This is a genomic window from Streptomyces carminius (genome assembly GCF_002794255.1).
Taxonomy (GTDB): domain Bacteria; phylum Actinomycetota; class Actinomycetes; order Streptomycetales; family Streptomycetaceae; genus Streptomyces; species Streptomyces carminius.
Window position 1 is genome coordinate 32,529 of sequence record NZ_PGGW01000053.1, and the last position, 16,039, is coordinate 48,567.

10 protein-coding genes are annotated in these 16,039 nt (G+C 76.7%); 6 read left to right on the forward strand and 4 right to left on the reverse strand.

Going from position 1 to position 16,039, the window contains the following annotated elements:
• Positions 1–119 precede the first annotated feature (119 nt).
• The 3 genes from CUT44_RS15700 to CUT44_RS15710 form a co-directional block, all read right to left on the reverse strand.
• Positions 120–1,016, reverse strand: coding sequence for an RNA polymerase sigma-70 factor (locus tag CUT44_RS15700; RefSeq protein WP_100202485.1), 897 nt, complete (start codon positions 1,014–1,016; stop codon positions 120–122).
• Between the two features lie 76 nt (positions 1,017–1,092).
• The gene (locus tag CUT44_RS15705; protein WP_100202486.1) at positions 1,093–2,307 is read right to left on the reverse strand and encodes an NAD(P)/FAD-dependent oxidoreductase; all 1,215 of its coding nucleotides are present in this window, start codon (positions 2,305–2,307) and stop codon (positions 1,093–1,095) included.
• Between the two features lie 271 nt (positions 2,308–2,578).
• On the reverse strand, positions 2,579–2,914 hold the full coding sequence (locus CUT44_RS15710) for a DUF3140 domain-containing protein (protein ID WP_408646747.1): 336 nt from the start codon (positions 2,912–2,914) through the stop codon (positions 2,579–2,581).
• 260 nt (positions 2,915–3,174) lie between these two features.
• Between CUT44_RS15710 and CUT44_RS15715 the strand changes: the two genes are divergently transcribed.
• The 6 genes from CUT44_RS15715 to CUT44_RS15740 all read left to right on the forward strand — a co-directional run bounded on the left by CUT44_RS15715 (position 3,175) and on the right by CUT44_RS15740 (position 14,757).
• Positions 3,175–5,703: an ATP-binding SpoIIE family protein phosphatase gene (locus CUT44_RS15715; protein WP_100202488.1), complete on the forward strand. Its 2,529-nt coding sequence runs from the start codon at positions 3,175–3,177 to the stop codon at positions 5,701–5,703.
• 164 nt (positions 5,704–5,867) lie between these two features.
• Positions 5,868–6,317, forward strand: a complete 450-nt coding sequence (locus CUT44_RS15720; RefSeq protein ID WP_146252238.1) for an STAS domain-containing protein — start codon at positions 5,868–5,870, stop codon at positions 6,315–6,317.
• 491 nt (positions 6,318–6,808) lie between these two features.
• On the forward strand, positions 6,809–10,147 hold the full coding sequence (locus CUT44_RS15725) for an FtsX-like permease family protein (protein WP_100202490.1): 3,339 nt from the start codon (positions 6,809–6,811) through the stop codon (positions 10,145–10,147).
• 1 nt (position 10,148) lies between these two features.
• Positions 10,149–12,926, forward strand: a complete 2,778-nt coding sequence (locus CUT44_RS15730; protein WP_100202491.1) for a hypothetical protein — start codon at positions 10,149–10,151, stop codon at positions 12,924–12,926.
• On the forward strand, positions 12,923–13,951 hold the full coding sequence (locus CUT44_RS15735; RefSeq protein ID WP_100202492.1) for an ABC transporter ATP-binding protein: 1,029 nt from the start codon (positions 12,923–12,925) through the stop codon (positions 13,949–13,951). The genes CUT44_RS15730 and CUT44_RS15735 overlap by 4 nt, the downstream gene beginning before the upstream one ends.
• A 71-nt stretch (positions 13,952–14,022) precedes the next feature.
• Entirely contained in the window at positions 14,023–14,757 is a 735-nt protein-coding gene (locus tag CUT44_RS15740) for an ABC transporter ATP-binding protein (protein ID WP_100202493.1), read from the forward strand.
• A 340-nt stretch (positions 14,758–15,097) separates the two neighbouring features.
• On the opposite strand, the gene arsB is transcribed toward CUT44_RS15740, so the two are convergent.
• On the reverse strand, positions 15,098–16,039 hold a 942-nt coding region (gene arsB, locus CUT44_RS15745; protein WP_100202494.1), incomplete at its 5' end, for an ACR3 family arsenite efflux transporter.

Sequence of the window (16,039 nt, forward strand, 5' to 3'; positions counted from 1 at the left end):
ACCACGTGGAACCGCCGGACCGGGTACCGCAGACCGGCGGACGCCACCGCCGCCGGCCCGCCCGGCAGCCGCCGTACGGGCGGGAATCCCGGCCCCCGGCGGCCGGGGACCGGTGGTGTTCAGCGCAGGGTGAGCGGGGCCGCGGAGGCGACGTGGGACAGCTTCTGCGGGTTGCGGACGTAGTAGAGGCCCGAGATGCGGGCGTCCTCGACACGGACCGCCAGGACGCCGTCGAACTCCCCGTCCAGACGGACCAGCAGCGCCGGATGGCCGTTGACCGCGGCCGGCTCGGTGGTGAGTGTGCCGTCGAGCCTGCCGATGCCCCCGGCGAACATCCGGGCCACCTTCCCGGCGCCGGTGACCGGCCGCAGCGCGGTGTGCCGGACGCCGCCGCCGTCGCTCATCAGGACGACATCGGGAGCGAGCACGTCCAGGAGGGCCTGCGGGTCCCCGGTCTCGACCGCGCGCCGGAACGACTCCAGGACCGCCCGGCCCTCGCCCGGGGAGACCGCCCGGCGGGGCCGGCGGGCCTGGACGTGCCGGCGGGCGCGGTGGGCGATCTGGCGGACGGCCGCGGTGCTCCTGTCGACGGCCTCGGCGATCTCGTCGTAGCCGACGTCGAAGACCTCGCGCAGCACGAAGACGGCGCGCTCGGTCGGCGACAGCGTCTCCAGGACGAGCATCAGCGCCATCGACATGCTCTCGGCGAGCTCGACGTCCTCGGCCACGTCCGGCGCGGTGAGCAGTGGCTCGGGCAGCCAGGGCCCGACGTACGCCTCCCGGCGGCGCTTGACGGCGCGCAGCCGGTTGAGCGCCTGGCGGGTGGTGATCCGGACCAGGTAGGCGCGCCGGTCGCGCACCTGCCCCTGGTCGGTCCCGGCCCAGCGCAGCCAGGTCTCCTGGAGGACGTCCTCGGCGTCGGCCGCCGAGCCGAGCATCTCGTAGGCGACGGTGAACAGCAGGCTGCGGTGGGCGAGGAACGCCTCGGTCGCCGGATCGGTGGCCTCGTCACTCATCCCTCGTCCGCTCTCCCCGTTCCGCGCGGCCGGCCCCGGCGGCCGGCCGCGTCCGCGTGCGTCCACGGCGAAATCCTCACAGCACGCGCCGGCCAGCCGTCCGGCCGGCGGCGGCCGGTGCCCCGGCGCGCAGCAGCTTCCGGCGCCTGGCGGCGCCTCCCGGCAGGCGGTGCAGGCGGTACGAACCGGGCTCGCGCGCCTCCCCGGTCAGGTACCCGGGGATGCTCCTGCAGCCCAGCTCCTTGATCCTGGCGGCCGGGCCGCCGCCGATGTGCAGCCACACCGCGACGTCGGAGCGGTTGGCGAGCTGGTAGACGCCCGCGCCCCGGCCCAGGCTGATGCACTGGGCGTAGATCGAGTGGTGGAGGGGCGCCGGCTGCTCGCCCGCGAGCCGGCTGAGCACCGTGTCGGCGGCCCGTGCGCCCAGCGGTATCGCGTTCAGGCAGCTCATCCGCAGCGGCAGGCCGGACGGCGCCGCCGAGTCCCCGGCCGCGACGACGCGCGCGTCGTCCACGCTCGTCAGCGTCTCGTCCGTGAGCAGGCGGCCCGCGGCGTCGGTGCTCAGCCCGCTGCGGGCGGCCAGGCCGGGAACGCCGAAGCCGGCGGTCCAGACGGTGACCTCGCCGGGCAGCTCACGGCCGTCGGCGAGCCGCACGGCGCCGCGGGTCACCGCCGTCACCTTCGAGCCGGAGCCGTCGACGACCCGCACACCGAGACCGGCCAGTTGCCGCGCGGCCGAGCGCCGGCCCCGGGCGTGCAGGTACGGACCGAGGACGCCGCCGCAGACCAGGGTCACCCGGCGGCCCTGCTCCGCCAGCTCGGCGGCGGTCTCGATGCCGGTGGAACCGGCGCCGACCACCGTCACCGGAGCCGCCGCGGGAGTGGCCTCCACCACCCGGCGCAACCGCCGCGCCTCCTCCAGGGTGGCGGCCGGGTGGGCGAACTCGGCCGCCCCCGGCACGTCCGGTTCGGCGCTGCCGCTGCCCACGGCGTAGACCAGGTAGTCGTAGCCGAGCGTCCCGCCGGACGCGGACGTCACGCCGCGCCCGGCCGCGTCGATCCGGGTCACGGTGTCGACCACCAGCCGGACGTCCTCGGCCAGGACGTCCCGGTAGGCGACGACCGCGTCGTCGGATCCGCCCACCAGCTGGTGCAGGCGGACCCGGTGGACGAAGTCCGGGCGCGGGTTGACCAGCGTCACGGCCACGTCGTCGCGTCGCGTCAGCCGGTTCGCGGCCATCACGCCCGCGTATCCGCCACCGATCACGACCACCTGCGTCTTCCCGGTCATGGTGCCTCCTCCGCCTCGGGGGTTCGGCCTCAAGACACCGCGCGACCGGTCGCTGTGACAGGGTGTGAGCCGGATCACGTCGCCGGTGCCCCGGTCGGAGCTGCGGCCGCGCGCGGCCGGCACCGCCGTACGGCCCGCCGGGCACGCGCCCGCGCCGGTTCGCCCCCTCCACGGGAGCCTTCCGTCCCGCACGGCGGGGGTGCGGCGGAGGAACGGCGCCGTTTCCGTCGCAGGCCCGCCGGACCTGCGGCGTCCCACCCGGGCGGGGGCGCTACCCGGCCGGTTTGAGCGGGTCGTGCCCGAGTGTCATCAGCCGGTGGCGCCAGTTGGACTGGCCCGCGGTGGGCTCCATGTCGGCGCCCCGCTCGGCGGTGACGGTGTCGACGACCTTGCGCATGACGCGGACGTCGTCGTCGGTGAGGTCCACCCGGCGCTTGCCGAGGATCTCCAGCACGCGGCGGCCGTTCTGGGGGCCCGCCTGGTCCGGCAGCTCCTCGGTGGTCTCGCCCGCGGACCGGGTCATGAGCCATTCGTTCAGCTCGCGTGAGGTCATGTTCACCACCGTGTGGAACTCGCCCCACAGCTCGTCCAGCTCCTGAGTCGAGATGTCGGCCACTTCTGTCTCCTTTCATCCCGTACCGTCCGGTTTTCCGGCTGCGGTGAAAGGAAACGGGCCCGCCGCGTCCGCCGGGATGTCCGCCCCCGGCGGAAAGCGGGGGAGTCACCGGGGAGTCAGGAGTGAACGGGGAAGTCCCGGGTACAGAGCCCGACCGGTGGGGCATCGCCTGGAGCGGGATAATCTCCCTGCGTCCGCGTTTCTCGGGCCATGACCGCTTTTCGGGAACGCTCGTCAGGAAGTGACACATTGTGGGGGATGTCAGGTTCGACCTCTCCGCCTTCAGCCTCAGCGAGATGGTGCGCTGCGGCGCGGAACTGCGGAAGGCCGCCCGGGAGGCCGCGTCCATGGAGGAGGCGGCACAGACCGTGGCCGACTTCCTGTACCGCGGCATGGCCGACGCCGGGGGCCGCCCGGCCTGCCCCCTGGTACGGCTGTTCGTGACGCGGCGCTGGGACGCCCTCGGCCCGAAGGACCGCGCGGCGCTGTCCCGGTCGGCCCGGCCGGGCACGGTACCTCCGGCGCCGGACACCCGCTGCCTGGCCCTGGTCGCGTCCCGGGGCTCCTACCCTCCCTGGCAGGACCCGGACACCGGCGCCGAGCGTTTCGCCCTGCCGATGTCCTCTCCGGAGGCCGTCCGGCAGGTGCCGCTGCTCTCCCGGCTCGTCGAGCGCATCGGCGCCGGCGCCGGCAGCGGTCCGGAGCCGGGGGAGGGGGCCGGCGGTCCGACGCCGTCCCGCGACCGGTTCGAGGTCCTGCAGGTCACCGACGACACCCGTACCCGTGAGCTGTGGGGCCGGGAGTTCGTGGCGGAGTACGGCATCCGCTCCGCCCTGGCGTTCGGCGGCCCGCTGCCGGACGGCGAACTGTTCGCCGTCGTCGTCTTCTCCCGCGTCCCACTGCCCCCGCGGACCGCCGAACTGCTCCGCACGGTCGCCGTCAGCACCCGGATGGCGCTCATCCCCGGCGCCCCCGGTGACGCGCCGCCGCCGGGCGGCGCCGGCGAGCAGCCGGTGCGCGAGCGCGCCGCCGCCACGGAGGCACTGCTCGGGGCGCTGGAGGAGTCCGTCCAGCGACAGGCGGCGTACCTGGAGACGCTGGTGGCGGAGCTGAGCGCCACCGCACGGGAGCTGCGCGACTCGCAGCGGGAGCTGCGGCGGCGCGAGGAGCAGCTGCGGGAGGAGGCGGACATCGTCGAGACCCTGCAGCAGGCCGGGAACGCCCTGGCCGCGGAGCTGGACCTCGACACCCTGGTGCAGCGCGCCTCCGACGCCGCCACCCGGCTGACCGGGGCGGCCTTCGGCGCCTTCTTCTACAACGTCACGGGTGAGACCGGGGAGTCCTACCGGCTGTACGTGGTCTCCGGGGAGGACCGGTCGGCCTTCGACCGCTTCCCCCTGCCCCGCAACACGGAGGTGTTCGAGCCGACCTTCCGCGGTGTGGGCGTCCTGCGCTCCGACGACATCACCGCGGACCCCCGGTACGGCCGCAACGCGCCGTACCGGGGCATGCCCGAGGGGCACCTGCCGGTCCGCAGCTATCTCGCCGTCCCCGTGGTCTCCCGCGGCGAGGTGCTGGGCGGTTTCTTCTTCGGCCACCCCGAACCCGGCATGTTCACCGAGCGGCACGAGCGGCTGGCCACCGGGGTGGCCGCGCAGACCGCCGTCGCGCTGCAGAACGCGCGGACGTACCGGCAGGAACGCGCCGCCGCCACCGAGCTGCAGCGGCATCTGCTGCCGGTCCTGCCCCAGGTCGACGGCCTCGTGCGGGCCTCCCGCTATCTGCCCGCCACCCGCGGCACGGAGGCCGGCGGCGACTGGGTCGATCTGATCCCCCTGCCCGGCGGGAAGGTGGCCCTGGTCGTCGGGGACGTGATGGGCAAGGGCATCCGGGCCGCGGCCGTCATGGGACAGATCCGTACCGCCTGCCGCGCCTACGCGATGCTCGGGCTCACCCCGGCCGAGGTGCTGCGGCAGCTCAGCACCCTGGTGGACGACATCGCCCCCGGACGCATCACCACCTGCGCCTACGCGACGCTGGACGCGGACCGCGGCCGGCTGCGCGTGGCCGTCGCCGGCCATCTGCCGCCCGCACTGCGCGACGCGTACGGCGCGGTGCGCCTCCTGGACGAGCGGATCGGCCCGCCGCTGGGCGTGGGCAGGCACGGCTACACGGAGCAGGAGGTGCCCTTTCCGCCCGGTGCCCGGCTGCTGCTGTACACCGACGGCCTCGTCGAGCACCGGGAGCGGCCCATCGACGCGGGGCTGGGGGAGCTGCGGGAGCTGCTGGCCGGGGCGGCCGGGGAGATCGAGGCCGACTGCGACTCCTGGCTGGCCGCCCTCACCCGCGGCGGCCGGCACGACGACATCGCCATGCTCTGCGTCCACCGGCCCGCCGCGGAGGAGGACGACCGGGCCGTGGTCGTCCGCGAGTACCCGCCGGTGTCCGACGCGGTCCCGATCGCCCGCCAGGTGGTGTCCGACACCATGCACGACTGGGGCCTGGGGCGGCTGGCGACCGACATGATGCTCATCGCGGACGAACTGGTGGCCAACGCCGTGCGCCACGCCAGGACGCCGCTGCGCATGGAACTGCGCCGGGCCGAGGACAGGATCGTGCTCGAGGTCACGGACAGCAGCTCCGACGAGCCCCGGCTGGTGACCTCCGCGCCCGGGGAGTTCGGGCACCGGGGGATCTTTCTGATCGACGCCATCGCGGCCCGCTGGGGGACCCGTCAGGTGACGGGCGGCAAAGTGGTGTGGGCGGAGGTGGCCGCGTGACCGCCGCTGCGGGGCCCGCCCGCCGTCCGGAGGAAAGCGGACGATCCGACGCGGCGCTCCCGGGCGCCGAGCAGAGAACGGACCTGCCGAACACGGAACCGCCGAACACGGAACCGCCGAACACGGAACCGCCGAACACGGACCTGCCGAACACGGAACCGAGGATGGACAGATCACCGCCCTGTCGGCCGCCGGAGCCCGCCGCGTCCGCCGTTCCGGCCGGTGCCGGACCGCTGCCCAGCGGTCCCACCCTGACCCTCGCGTCCCGCACGGGCGAGGGGCACACCGTCGTCGCCGTCGACGGCCCCCTCGACTACCACACCTCGCCGCAGCTCCTGGGACACCTGCGGTCGAAGGAACCGCGCCGGGTGCCGCTGGTGGTCCTGGACCTGTCCCGGGTGGCGTTCTGCGACTCCAGCGGGCTGGGCGCCTTCGTGGAGATCTTCCGGCACCGTTCCGAGGAGGGCCTGCGTCTGGCGCTCACCGGTCTCCAGCCCGAGGTCAGACGTGTCATGGAGCTCACCCGCCTGGTGGACGTGCTGCCGCTGTACGCCACCGTGGCCGACGCGCTGGCGGAGGGCCGGGCCGGGCCGGACCGGGTGGAGCGGGACTGAGCGGGTCCGCGGCACCGGCCCGCCCGGTGTCCGCGGCGGGAGTCCGCGCCGGGCGGGCCGGCGGTGTGTCGCAGCGCGGGACGGCCGGACCGCGCGGCCCCGGATCCCGGACGATCCCGGCCGCGCCTCCGGCCCGCGGGCAGCCCTGGGCCGGATCCGACCGGTACCCGCGATCGTGACCGCCGCCACGACGCGGGCGGCTCCCACCGCCCCGGCGCCGCCCCGGGGTCCGGCCGGCCGCGGTGGCCTGCCGGGGCATCGGCCCTCCGCATCGTCGTCCGGGCCGGGGAGCGCGGCACGGCCCGGGGCAGTCGGCAGGAGGCGGACGCGGCCCCGGGCGCGGGTGCCGCGGCGTCGTCCGGGCGGTCCGGGGGTTCCCGGCGCCGGGCGGTTCCCCGCCCGGCGCGGATCGGGGAGACTGTACGCCCGTCCGGTGGACGGTGATCGGCTTCCGGAATCGGGCGGGCGGGACGGACGGAGCAGGGGGCGGTGTGGGGGGATTCCTCGTCCGGCGGGCGTGGGCGCACCGGTCGTTGGTGGTCGCGGTGCTGTTCACCGTCACCCTCACCTGCTGTGCGCTGACCGTGACGGCGGTTTACGCGGACGCCGTCGCCGACGCGGGACTGCGGCGGGTACTCCAGGACCGGTCGGCCGCCAGGGCGCTGCTGGAGGCGGAGTCCGATGCCGTCGCCGCCGAGGACGACCGGGCCCGGTTGGACGCGCTGGTGCGCGACACCGCGCGGGACGCCTTCGGCGGACTGCCGGTCCGGGTCGCCTCCACCGTCCGGTCGGGTTCCTACCAGCTGCCCTCCGGCGAGCGGCCGCCCGAGACGGGCCCGGCCGGCGGGGACCCGGCCGATCCGCTGCTGACCCTGCTGGCCACCCTCGACGCCTCCCGGGTGTCCTTCACCGCCGGTGCCCGGCCCGGTCCGGCGGGGGAGGCCGGTGCCGTCCCGGTCGCGGTACCGGAGGCGGCCGCCCGGACCCTGGGCGTACGTCCGGGCGAGCGGATGACCCTCGCCGACCGTCGTCAGGGCCCGCCGCTGCGGGTCCTGGTGACGGGCGTCTACCGCCCGGCGGACCGGAGCGACCCGTACTGGCGGCTCGACCCGCTGGACGGCCGGGGAGCCCGCACGATCGGCTTCACCACCTACGGGCCGCTGCTCGTCCACCCCTCGGCGTTCACCGGCGGCCGGGTCGCCCCGGCCGCCGCCGCCTGGCAGGCGCGGGCGGACTTCTCGGCGGTGACCACCGCCCGCACCGATCGGCTCGGGGCCGACGTGCGCCGCGCCGTGGACCGGCTCGGCGGCGCCCCGGGCATCACCCGGGCCGCCAGCGGCCTTCCCGCCCTGCTGGCCGAGACGGAACGGTCGCTGCTGGCGAGCCGGTCGGCGCTGCTGGTGGGCGCGGCCGAACTGACGGTCCTCGCCGGATGCGTGACGGTCCTGCTGGCCGGGGCGCTGAACGAACGGCGCTTCGGGGAGAACGCCCTGCTCACCGCGCGCGGCGGTACCCGGCGGCGGCTCGCGGCCCTCACCGTCGGCGAGGTGCTGCTGCTCACGGTTCCCGCGGCGGCCGTGGCCGCGCTGTCGGCCGGCCCCCTGGCGGAGCTGATGGCGCGGCACGGTGCACTGGCCCGCGGCGGGGTGCGGATCTCCGGCGCGGCGGACGGCCGGACCTGGGCGGTCGCCGCCGCGGTGGCCCTGGGGTGCGCGGCGGTGCTGACCGCGCCCGCCCTGCGCCGCGGCGGCACCTACGTGGGGGAGCGGGCCGTGCGGATACGCCGCCCCGTACTCGGCGCCACCGTGCGGGCCGGGGCCGACGTGGGGCTGCTGGCCGTCGCCGCGGTCGCCTACGCCAGGCTGGCGGGGCACGCGGACGGCGGCGCGCCTCCGGACGGCGACGGGACGCTCGGGGTGGACCCCGTCCTCGTCGCCGCCCCCGCGGTCTGCCTGCTGGCCGGCGCGGTGCTGGCGGTACGGCTGCTGCCGGTGGTGGCGCGGGCCGGCCGGTGGGCGGCCGGCCGCGGCCGCGGCCTCGTCCTGGCCGGCGCCCACTGGCAGCTGTCGCGGCGCACCGGACGGATCGCGGGGCCACTGCTGCTGGGGGTCCTGGTCGTGGCCACGGCCACTCTCGCCGCGGGCCAGGGGGCGAGCTGGGACCAGTCCCGGCAGGACCAGGCCGACTACGCGGTGGGGGCCGATCTGCGGGTCACCGGGATGTCGACCCCGGTGTTCGGGCAGGGAGGCGTCTACGACGGGCTGGCCGGGGTCCTCGCCGCCACCCCGGTGGCGCGGGAACAGGTGGTCCTCGCCGGGGACCGCACGGCGACCCTACTGGCGATGGACACCGGCCGGGCGGCCGACGTCGTACGGCTGCGCGGGGACCTGGCGGACCGGTCCGGGGAGCAGCTGTTCGCCCCGCTGCGCACCGCGGACCGGCCGCCCGCCGGCTGTGTCCTGCCGGACGGGGCCCGGCGGCTGCTCGTCACCGCCCGGCTGCGGGCCGGGGAAGGACCGGGCGCCGGCGGACCGCGGGAGCGGCTGCGGGCCGTCGTCCGGGACCGGTACGGCGTCCCCCACACCTTCCTCCTGGGAGAACTGCCCGCCGACGGCGAACCCCACGTACTGGAGGCGGACCTCGCCGCCGCGGCCGGCCCCGCGGGAGTGCCCGCCGGCCCGCTGCGCCTGACCCGGCTGACGGCCGGCCATCCCCTGCCGGAGCACCCGGTGGACCTGCGGCTGACCGTCACCGGGCTGCGGGCCGTGACCGCCGGCGGCGGCACGGTGGCGGTGCCCGTGCCGCCGGACACCGGCTGGGAGGCGCGGGCCCGCGTCGACGACCCGGACTTCCGGTCCGCGCCGGAGCGCGGTTATGTGGACGTCCGCGCCGACCTGCCGGCCGCCGCCCGGGACGGGGCCCTGCCCGACGTGCGCTACGGCAGCGGGGCGCAGCCGCCTCCCGGGCCGTACGGCGACCGGTTCGGCGGCGAACTGACCCTGAGCGCCGTCCACTCCGGCGCCCCCGACGAGTCCGGGCCGCGTCCGGCGGCCGTCGCCACCGACGCCTTTCTGCGGGCCCAGGGGGCCGAGGTCGGCGACACCACCACCGTCGACCTCTCCGGAACCCGGCTGGAGGTCCGCATCACCGGCTCGGTGCGTGGCCTGCCCACCACGCCCCTGCACGGCGGCGACGGGGAGGAGGGCGCCCTGCTGATGGACCTGCGCGGCCTTCAGGACGCCCTGCTCGCCCGGTCCGCCCCGGGAGTACGGCCCGGCGAGTGGTGGCTGGCCGCCGAGCCGGGCCAGGACCGGCCGGTGGCCGAGGCACTGCGCGCCAGGCCGGACGGTGTGACACTGCTCGCCCGCGACGAGGTGGCCCGGGAACTGGCCACCGACCCGCTGGCGGCCGGCCCCCGTTCGGCCCTGCCGGCCATCGGGCTCGCCGCCGCGGTCCTCGCCCTGTCCGGGGCCGCGGTGGTCACGGTCGGAGCCCTGCGCGACCGCGCCGCCGACACCGCGGTCCTGCGCGCCCTGGGCGCCCCGCGGCCGCGGATCGCCGCATCGGTCGCCGTCGAGCAGGGTTTCCTGGCGGTGGCGGCCGTCGGCCTGGGCGCGCTGGCGGGAACCGTACTGGCCCGCGTCGTCGTGCCCCTGACCGTCGTGACGCCGCGGGGGGACCGGCCCGAGCCCGCGGTGGAGACGGTCTTCCCCGGCGGGCTCCCCGCCGTACTGGCGGCCGTCGTGGTGGCGGTGCCCGCCGTGGTGGCCGCGGCCGCTGCCGCGCGCCGCACGCGCCCGGTGGACCGGCCGCGCGGAGGGGAGGACTGACATGGCGGCGACCGGACGGCCGCGGGCGGCCGTGCCCTGGGTCCGTGCCCGGCTGCGGGCGTCGGCGGGCGGTGCCCTCGCGCTGGCCGTGCTGGTGGCGGTGACCGCCTTTCTGGCGGCCGCCGTACCGCGGCAGACCGCGGCCCAGGAGGACGCCGCGCTGCGGCACGCGTTCGCCCGGGCACAGCCGGACGAGCGTACGGTGACGGTCACCGCACCCGCCTCCCACCAGGAGGTGTCCGAGGCCGGCCGCGACTTCCTCTCCCCGGCGCGGCTGGCGGAGACGGCCCGGGTGCTGCGGGACACCGCGCGCCCGCCGCTCGTCCCGGACCGGGAGGCGGCGGTGTACGGGCTGCGCAACAGCGCCCCGGTGGCGGTCCGCGGCGACGGGCTGCCCAGGCCCACGGGCCTGCACCCGCAGCTGACCCTCCACACCCGGCCGCAGGACGCCGGCGTGCGGCTGAGGCTGGTCTCCGGCCGGATGCCGTCGCCGGACGTCCGCGGCACCACCGTCGAGGCCGTGGTCACCACCCGCACCGCCGAGGTGATGAACCTCGCGGTCGGCTCCACCTTCCACTTCCCCGACGTCACCGCCGCCCGGGTGACGGTGCGTGTCAGCGGACTGGTCGCCCCCCGCGACCCGGACGCCGACCACTGGCGGGCCGAGCCCGCCCTGCTGGAGCCCGAACTGCGGACCGTGCCGGCCACGGTGCCGCCCCCGAACCAGTACTGGTACTTCTCCGCGCTGATCGACAGCGGGGCCCGCGCGGTACTGCTGCGCTGCAACGGCGGTGCCATGGCCTACTGGCACCACCCGGTGCGCACCGCCGGCCTCACGGCGGCGGACGTACCGGCCCTGCGGTCCGCGCTGGCCGCGCTGTCCGCCGGACCGGACGAGGCGGAGGTGCGGGACCGCTCACCGGTGTCCGGCACCGATGTCGCCGCCGATGAACTCATCGCCCTGCTGGAAGGGTTCGAGGAGGAGCGCCGCACCTCCCGTTCGCTCGTCCTGACCGCCGTCACCGGTGTCGGCGCGGCGGCCACCGTGGTGCTGGTGACAGCCGCTGTCCTCACGGCCGCCGGGCGGCGGCCGGAACTGGCGCTGCTGCGGGCCCGGGGCGCGAGCCTGCCCGGTCTGGGGCTCGGCCTGCTCGGGGAGACGGCCGCCGTCGCGGTGCCCGCCGCCGCGGCGGGCACCGGCTGCGCCCTGCTGTGGGTACCCGCCCCCCGGGACACGCTGCCGGTGTCGCTGGCGGCGGGCGCGGTGGTGGCCGCGGTGGCGTGTACGGCGCTGCCCGCCCTGGCGGCGGCCGCCCACCGCCGGCCGCGTCCGGAGGTCCGCGGCGACGTCGCCACCGCGCGTCCCTCCCGGCGCCGCACGGTCGCGGAACTCACGGTCGTCGCGCTGGCGGTGGGCGGGCTGGTCGCCGCGCGGCGGGCCGGCACCGCCTCCGGCGGTACCGACCCGCTGGCCGCGGCCGTACCGGTGCTGCTGGCGCTGGTGGCCGCGCTGGTGCTGCTACGGGTGTATCCGCTGCCGCTGCGGATGCTCGCGCGTCCGGCCGCCCGGCTGCGGGGGCTCGTCCTCCCCCTCGCACTGACCAGGCTCGGCCGCGCCCCGGCCGTGTCGGCGCTGCCGCTGCTGGCGGTGCTGGTCGGTCTGACCGTGTCCGCCTTCGGCGGCGCGGTGCTGACCGGGGTCGCCGAGAGCCGCGACCGCGCGGCACTGGCCGAGGTGGGCGCCGACGCCCGGGTGGAGGCACCGGACGCCCTGCCCGGCGGTCTGGTGGACCGGGTCCGCCGGGTACCGGGGGTGGACGGGACGGCCGCCGTGCGGATCGAGTACGGGCAGCGGCCGGAGGATGCCGGGGGACCGGCCTTCGCGCTGGTCGCCGTCGATCCGCGCTCCTACGCACGGCTGGCCGGCCGCACCGGGCTCGACGGCGGCGAGCCCTTCCCCGCCGGGGAGCTCGGCCGCGCCCCGGGCGCCGGTCCGCTCCCCGCGGTCGTCTCCCCCGGCCTGGCCGAGGCTCTCGGGGACGGGGGGACGGCCGCCGTCGACACCGCGGGCGGCCGCGCGACCGTCCGGGCCGTCGCCGTCCGCTCCGAGACGCCCGCCGTCACGGGGGAGTTCGCCGTCGTGTCGGCCGCGGCGCTGCCCGCGGGGCGCGGCGGTGCACCGCCGCGCCCCACCGTGCTGCTGGTGAGCGGCCCCGGACTCGACGGCCGGGCCCTGGCGGACGCGGCCCGCCGCACGGCGGACGGCCTGACGGTGAGCCTGCGCTCCCGGCAGGAGGCCGGGTACGGCGCAGGCCCCCTGCGGGAGGGCACCCGGCGGATGCAGCTGGCAGCCGCGGCGGCCGGAGCGGGCTATGCCGCGCTCGCGCTGCTGCTGTGGCTGCTGCAGTCGGCGGCCGAGCGCCGGGCCGCCCTGGCGCGGCTGCGGGCGGTGGGGATGAGCCCGCGGCAGGGCCGCGCCCTGGTGTGGGCCGAGACGCTCCCCCCGACGGCGCTGGGTGTACTGGGCGGGGTGGCGACAGCGCTGGGGGCCGTGGCGCTGCTGCGCCCCGCCGTGGATCTGACCCCGATGGCGTTCACGGCCCGGGCGCGCGCCGCCGGGGAGGAGACCGTGCGGGCGGCCCTGGTGACCGACGCGGGAGCGCTGCTGTGGCCCTCGTCGGCCCTGCTCGCCCTGGCCTGCGGGGTGGCGGCCGTGCAAGCCTGGCCGGGCGGCGCGCGCGAGGAGGGCGGACGGTTGCGGAAGGGGGAGCGGGAATGAGCCGTTCGACGGTGCCGGTGAGCCTGGCCGAGCTGGAACGGCGGGCCGCGGACGAACGGAGCGAGGACGGGCGCGGCCCGGACGCGCTGATCGTCTGCGACCGGCTGGTGCGCATCTTCACGGCCGGCGGTGTGGAGGTCCAGGCCCTGCAGGGCCTGGACCTGGTGGTGCGGACGGGTGAACTGACCGCGCTCGTCGGGGCCTCCGGCAGCGGCAAGTCCACCCTGCTGAACGTCCTCGCCGGGCTCGACGTGCCGTCGGCCGGTACCGCCTCGGTCGCCGGGTTCGACCTCACGGCGATGGACGCGGCGGCCCGGCTGCGCTACCGCCGGGAGGTGGTGGGGTTCGTCTGGCAGCAGGCGGCCCGCAATCTCCTGCCCTTCCTCACCGCGGCCCAGAACGTGGCGCTTCCGATGCGGCTGGGCGGTGGCCGGATACGGCGGCGGCAGTGGGCCGCACGGGTACGGGATCTGCTGGACCTGCTCGGCGTGGGCCACTGCCACGACCGCGTGCCGCACCGGATGTCGGGCGGTGAACAGCAGCGCACCGCCGTCGCCGTGGCGCTGGCCAACGCCCCCGTGCTGCTGCTGGCGGACGAACCGACCGGTGAACTGGACTCGCGGGCGGCGGAGGAGGTCCTCACGGCCCTGCGGACGGTCAACGAGGAGCTGGGCACCACCGTGCTGATCGTGACGCACGACGCGGCGGTCGCCTCGGCGGTCCGCCGTACGGTGGCTATCCGCGACGGGCGGACCTCCTCGGAGGTGCTGCGCCGTGCGACCCGCGACGGGAAGGGCGCCGAGACCGTGACGACCCAGGAGTACGTCACGGTCGACCGGGCCGGGCGGCTGCAGTTGCCGGCCGAGTTCGCCGAGAAGCTGGCGATCCGCGACCGGGCCCGGCTCACGCTCCGGCCGGACCACATCGCCGTCCACCGGGACGACGCCGGGGAGGTCCTCCGGGAGAGCGCACCGGAGGACCTCCGGGGTGCGCAGGCGGACGGCGGCCGGGACAGCCGCCGGTGAAGCGGCGCGGAGAAGACGCGGGGAAAGCGGAGAAAGCAGGGAAAGCGGGGAAAGCGGGGAAAGGGGAGGACATGCCGGTGACCGGCACCGGGACGCCCATGCGGCGCACGGCGGACGGGCCGGGGCCGGAGGCGATGGTCGCCGTCCGGGACCTGGTGCGCACCTACGGCGGCGGCCCCGCTGCCGTGCGCGCCCTGCGCGGGGTGACCTTCGAGGTCCCGCGGGGAGAGCTGGTGGCCGTGCGGGGGCGTTCGGGCGCGGGGAAGACCACCTTGCTGAACCTGGTCGGCGGCCTGGACCGGCCCGACGCCGGCCGGGTCGCCGTGGACGGCGTCGACCTGGCCGGGCTCGGCGAGCGGCGGCTGCTGGAGCTCAGGCGCGAGCGCGTCGGCTTCGTCTTCCAGACCTTCGGCCTCATCCCCACGCTGACCGCGGCCGAGAACGTGGGCGTCCCGCTGCGACTGCGCCGCGCCCCCCGGCACGAGCGCGAGGCGCGGGTGGAGCTGCTGCTCTCCCTCGTCGGACTGCGGGAACACGCCGCCCAGCGGCCGGGGGAGCTCTCCGGCGGCCAGCAGCAGCGGGTGGCGATAGCCCGTGCGCTGGCGAACCGGCCCGCGCTGCTGCTGGCCGACGAGCCGACGGGGCAGTTGGACACCCGCACCCGCGAGACGGTGCTGGAACTGCTGCGCGCCGTGGTGGACAGCGAGGGTGCCACCGTCCTGCTGACCACGCACGACGACGAACTGCTGCGCCGCGCCGACCGGGTGTTCGAGCTGAGGGACGGTGTGGTGACCGCCGGCCGGTAGCCGAACCGGTCGAAGGCGGTGCCGCCCTCGGTGACGTACATGCCGGTGGCACGGTCGGTGAAGCCGGTGCCGGGCCCGCCGCCGGCTTCCGGCGCATCTCCCCGGGGCGGCCCCGGCCGGGGACGGGGGTGTCCGGACCGCCGGCCACCACGCCGGGCGGCCCGCCCGCCGCCTGGTCCGCGGCGGTGAACGGCGAGGGCAGGACGTCCGCGGTGCGGATGTCCACGAACAGGGCGGCATCGGGGAACCGTCCGAAGACCGCCGCCGGTACGGGTACGAGCCGTACCGGCGGCGGTCTGGGGGAGGCGAGGGGAAGGGCCGCAGAGGGAGGTGCGGAAGGTCAGCCCTCCCGGGCCGGTGTGGTGGCGGCGGGCCGTGCGGGGATGGTGAACTTCTTGCGCCAGGCGAGGGCGACGTAGACCAGGGCGATGAGGACGGGGACCTCGATGAGGGGGCCGACGACGCCGGACAGGGCCTGGCCGGAGGTGACGCCGAAGGTGGCGATGGCGACGGCGATGGCCAGTTCGAAGTTGTTGCCGGCGGCGGTGAAGGCCAGGGTGGTGGTGCGTTCGTAGGCCAGGCCGAGGGCCTTGCCCAGGGCGAAGGTGCCGAAGAACATCAGCGCGAAGTAGACCAGCAGGGGCAGGGCGATGCGGGCGACGTCGAGGGGCTGGGAGGTGATCGTCTTCCCCTGGAGGGCGAAGAGGATGACGATGGTGAACAGCAGGCCGTACAGCGCCCAGGGGCCGATCTTCGGCAGGAAGCGCCGCTCGTAGTTCTCCCGGCCCATCTTCTTCTCGCCGAGGTGGCGGGTGAGGAAGCCGGCCAGCAGCGGGATGCCGAGGAAGATGACGACGTTGAGGGCGATCTCCCACATGGAGATGTCCAGGGCCTCGCCGTTGCCCAGGCCGAGCCAGCCGGGGAGCAGGTCGAGGTAGAACCAGCCCAGCAGGCCGAAGGCGAGGACCTGGAAGACGGAGTTGAGGGCGACCAGGACGGCGGCGGCCTCGCGGTCGCCGCAGGCCAGGTCGTTCCAGATGATGACCATGGCGATGCAGCGGGCGAGTCCGACGATGATCAGGCCGGTGCGGTACTCGGGCAGGTCGGGCAGGAAGATCCAGGCGAGGGCGAACATCACGGCCGGGCCGATGAGCCAGTTGACGACCAGTGAGGTGACGACCAGTCTCCTGTCGCCGGTGACGGCGTCGAGGCGGTCGTAGCGGACCTTGGCCAGCACCGGGTACATCATGATCAGCAGGCCGAGCGCGATGGGCAGGGAGAT

Excerpts from the sequence above, each read along its gene's own strand:
- CUT44_RS15700 (WP_100202485.1), bottom strand. The coding sequence starts at position 1,016 with ATGAGTGACGAGGCCACCGATCCGGCGACCGAGGCGTTCCTCGCCCAC.
- CUT44_RS15705 (WP_100202486.1), bottom strand. The coding sequence starts at position 2,307 with ATGACCGGGAAGACGCAGGTGGTCGTGATCGGTGGCGGATACGCGGGC.
- CUT44_RS15720 (WP_146252238.1), top strand. The coding sequence starts at position 5,868 with ATGGACAGATCACCGCCCTGTCGGCCGCCGGAGCCCGCCGCGTCCGCC.
- CUT44_RS15730 (WP_100202491.1), top strand. The coding sequence starts at position 10,149 with ATGGCGGCGACCGGACGGCCGCGGGCGGCCGTGCCCTGGGTCCGTGCC.
- CUT44_RS15735 (WP_100202492.1), top strand. The coding sequence starts at position 12,923 with ATGAGCCGTTCGACGGTGCCGGTGAGCCTGGCCGAGCTGGAACGGCGG.
- CUT44_RS15740 (WP_100202493.1), top strand. The coding sequence starts at position 14,023 with ATGCCGGTGACCGGCACCGGGACGCCCATGCGGCGCACGGCGGACGGG.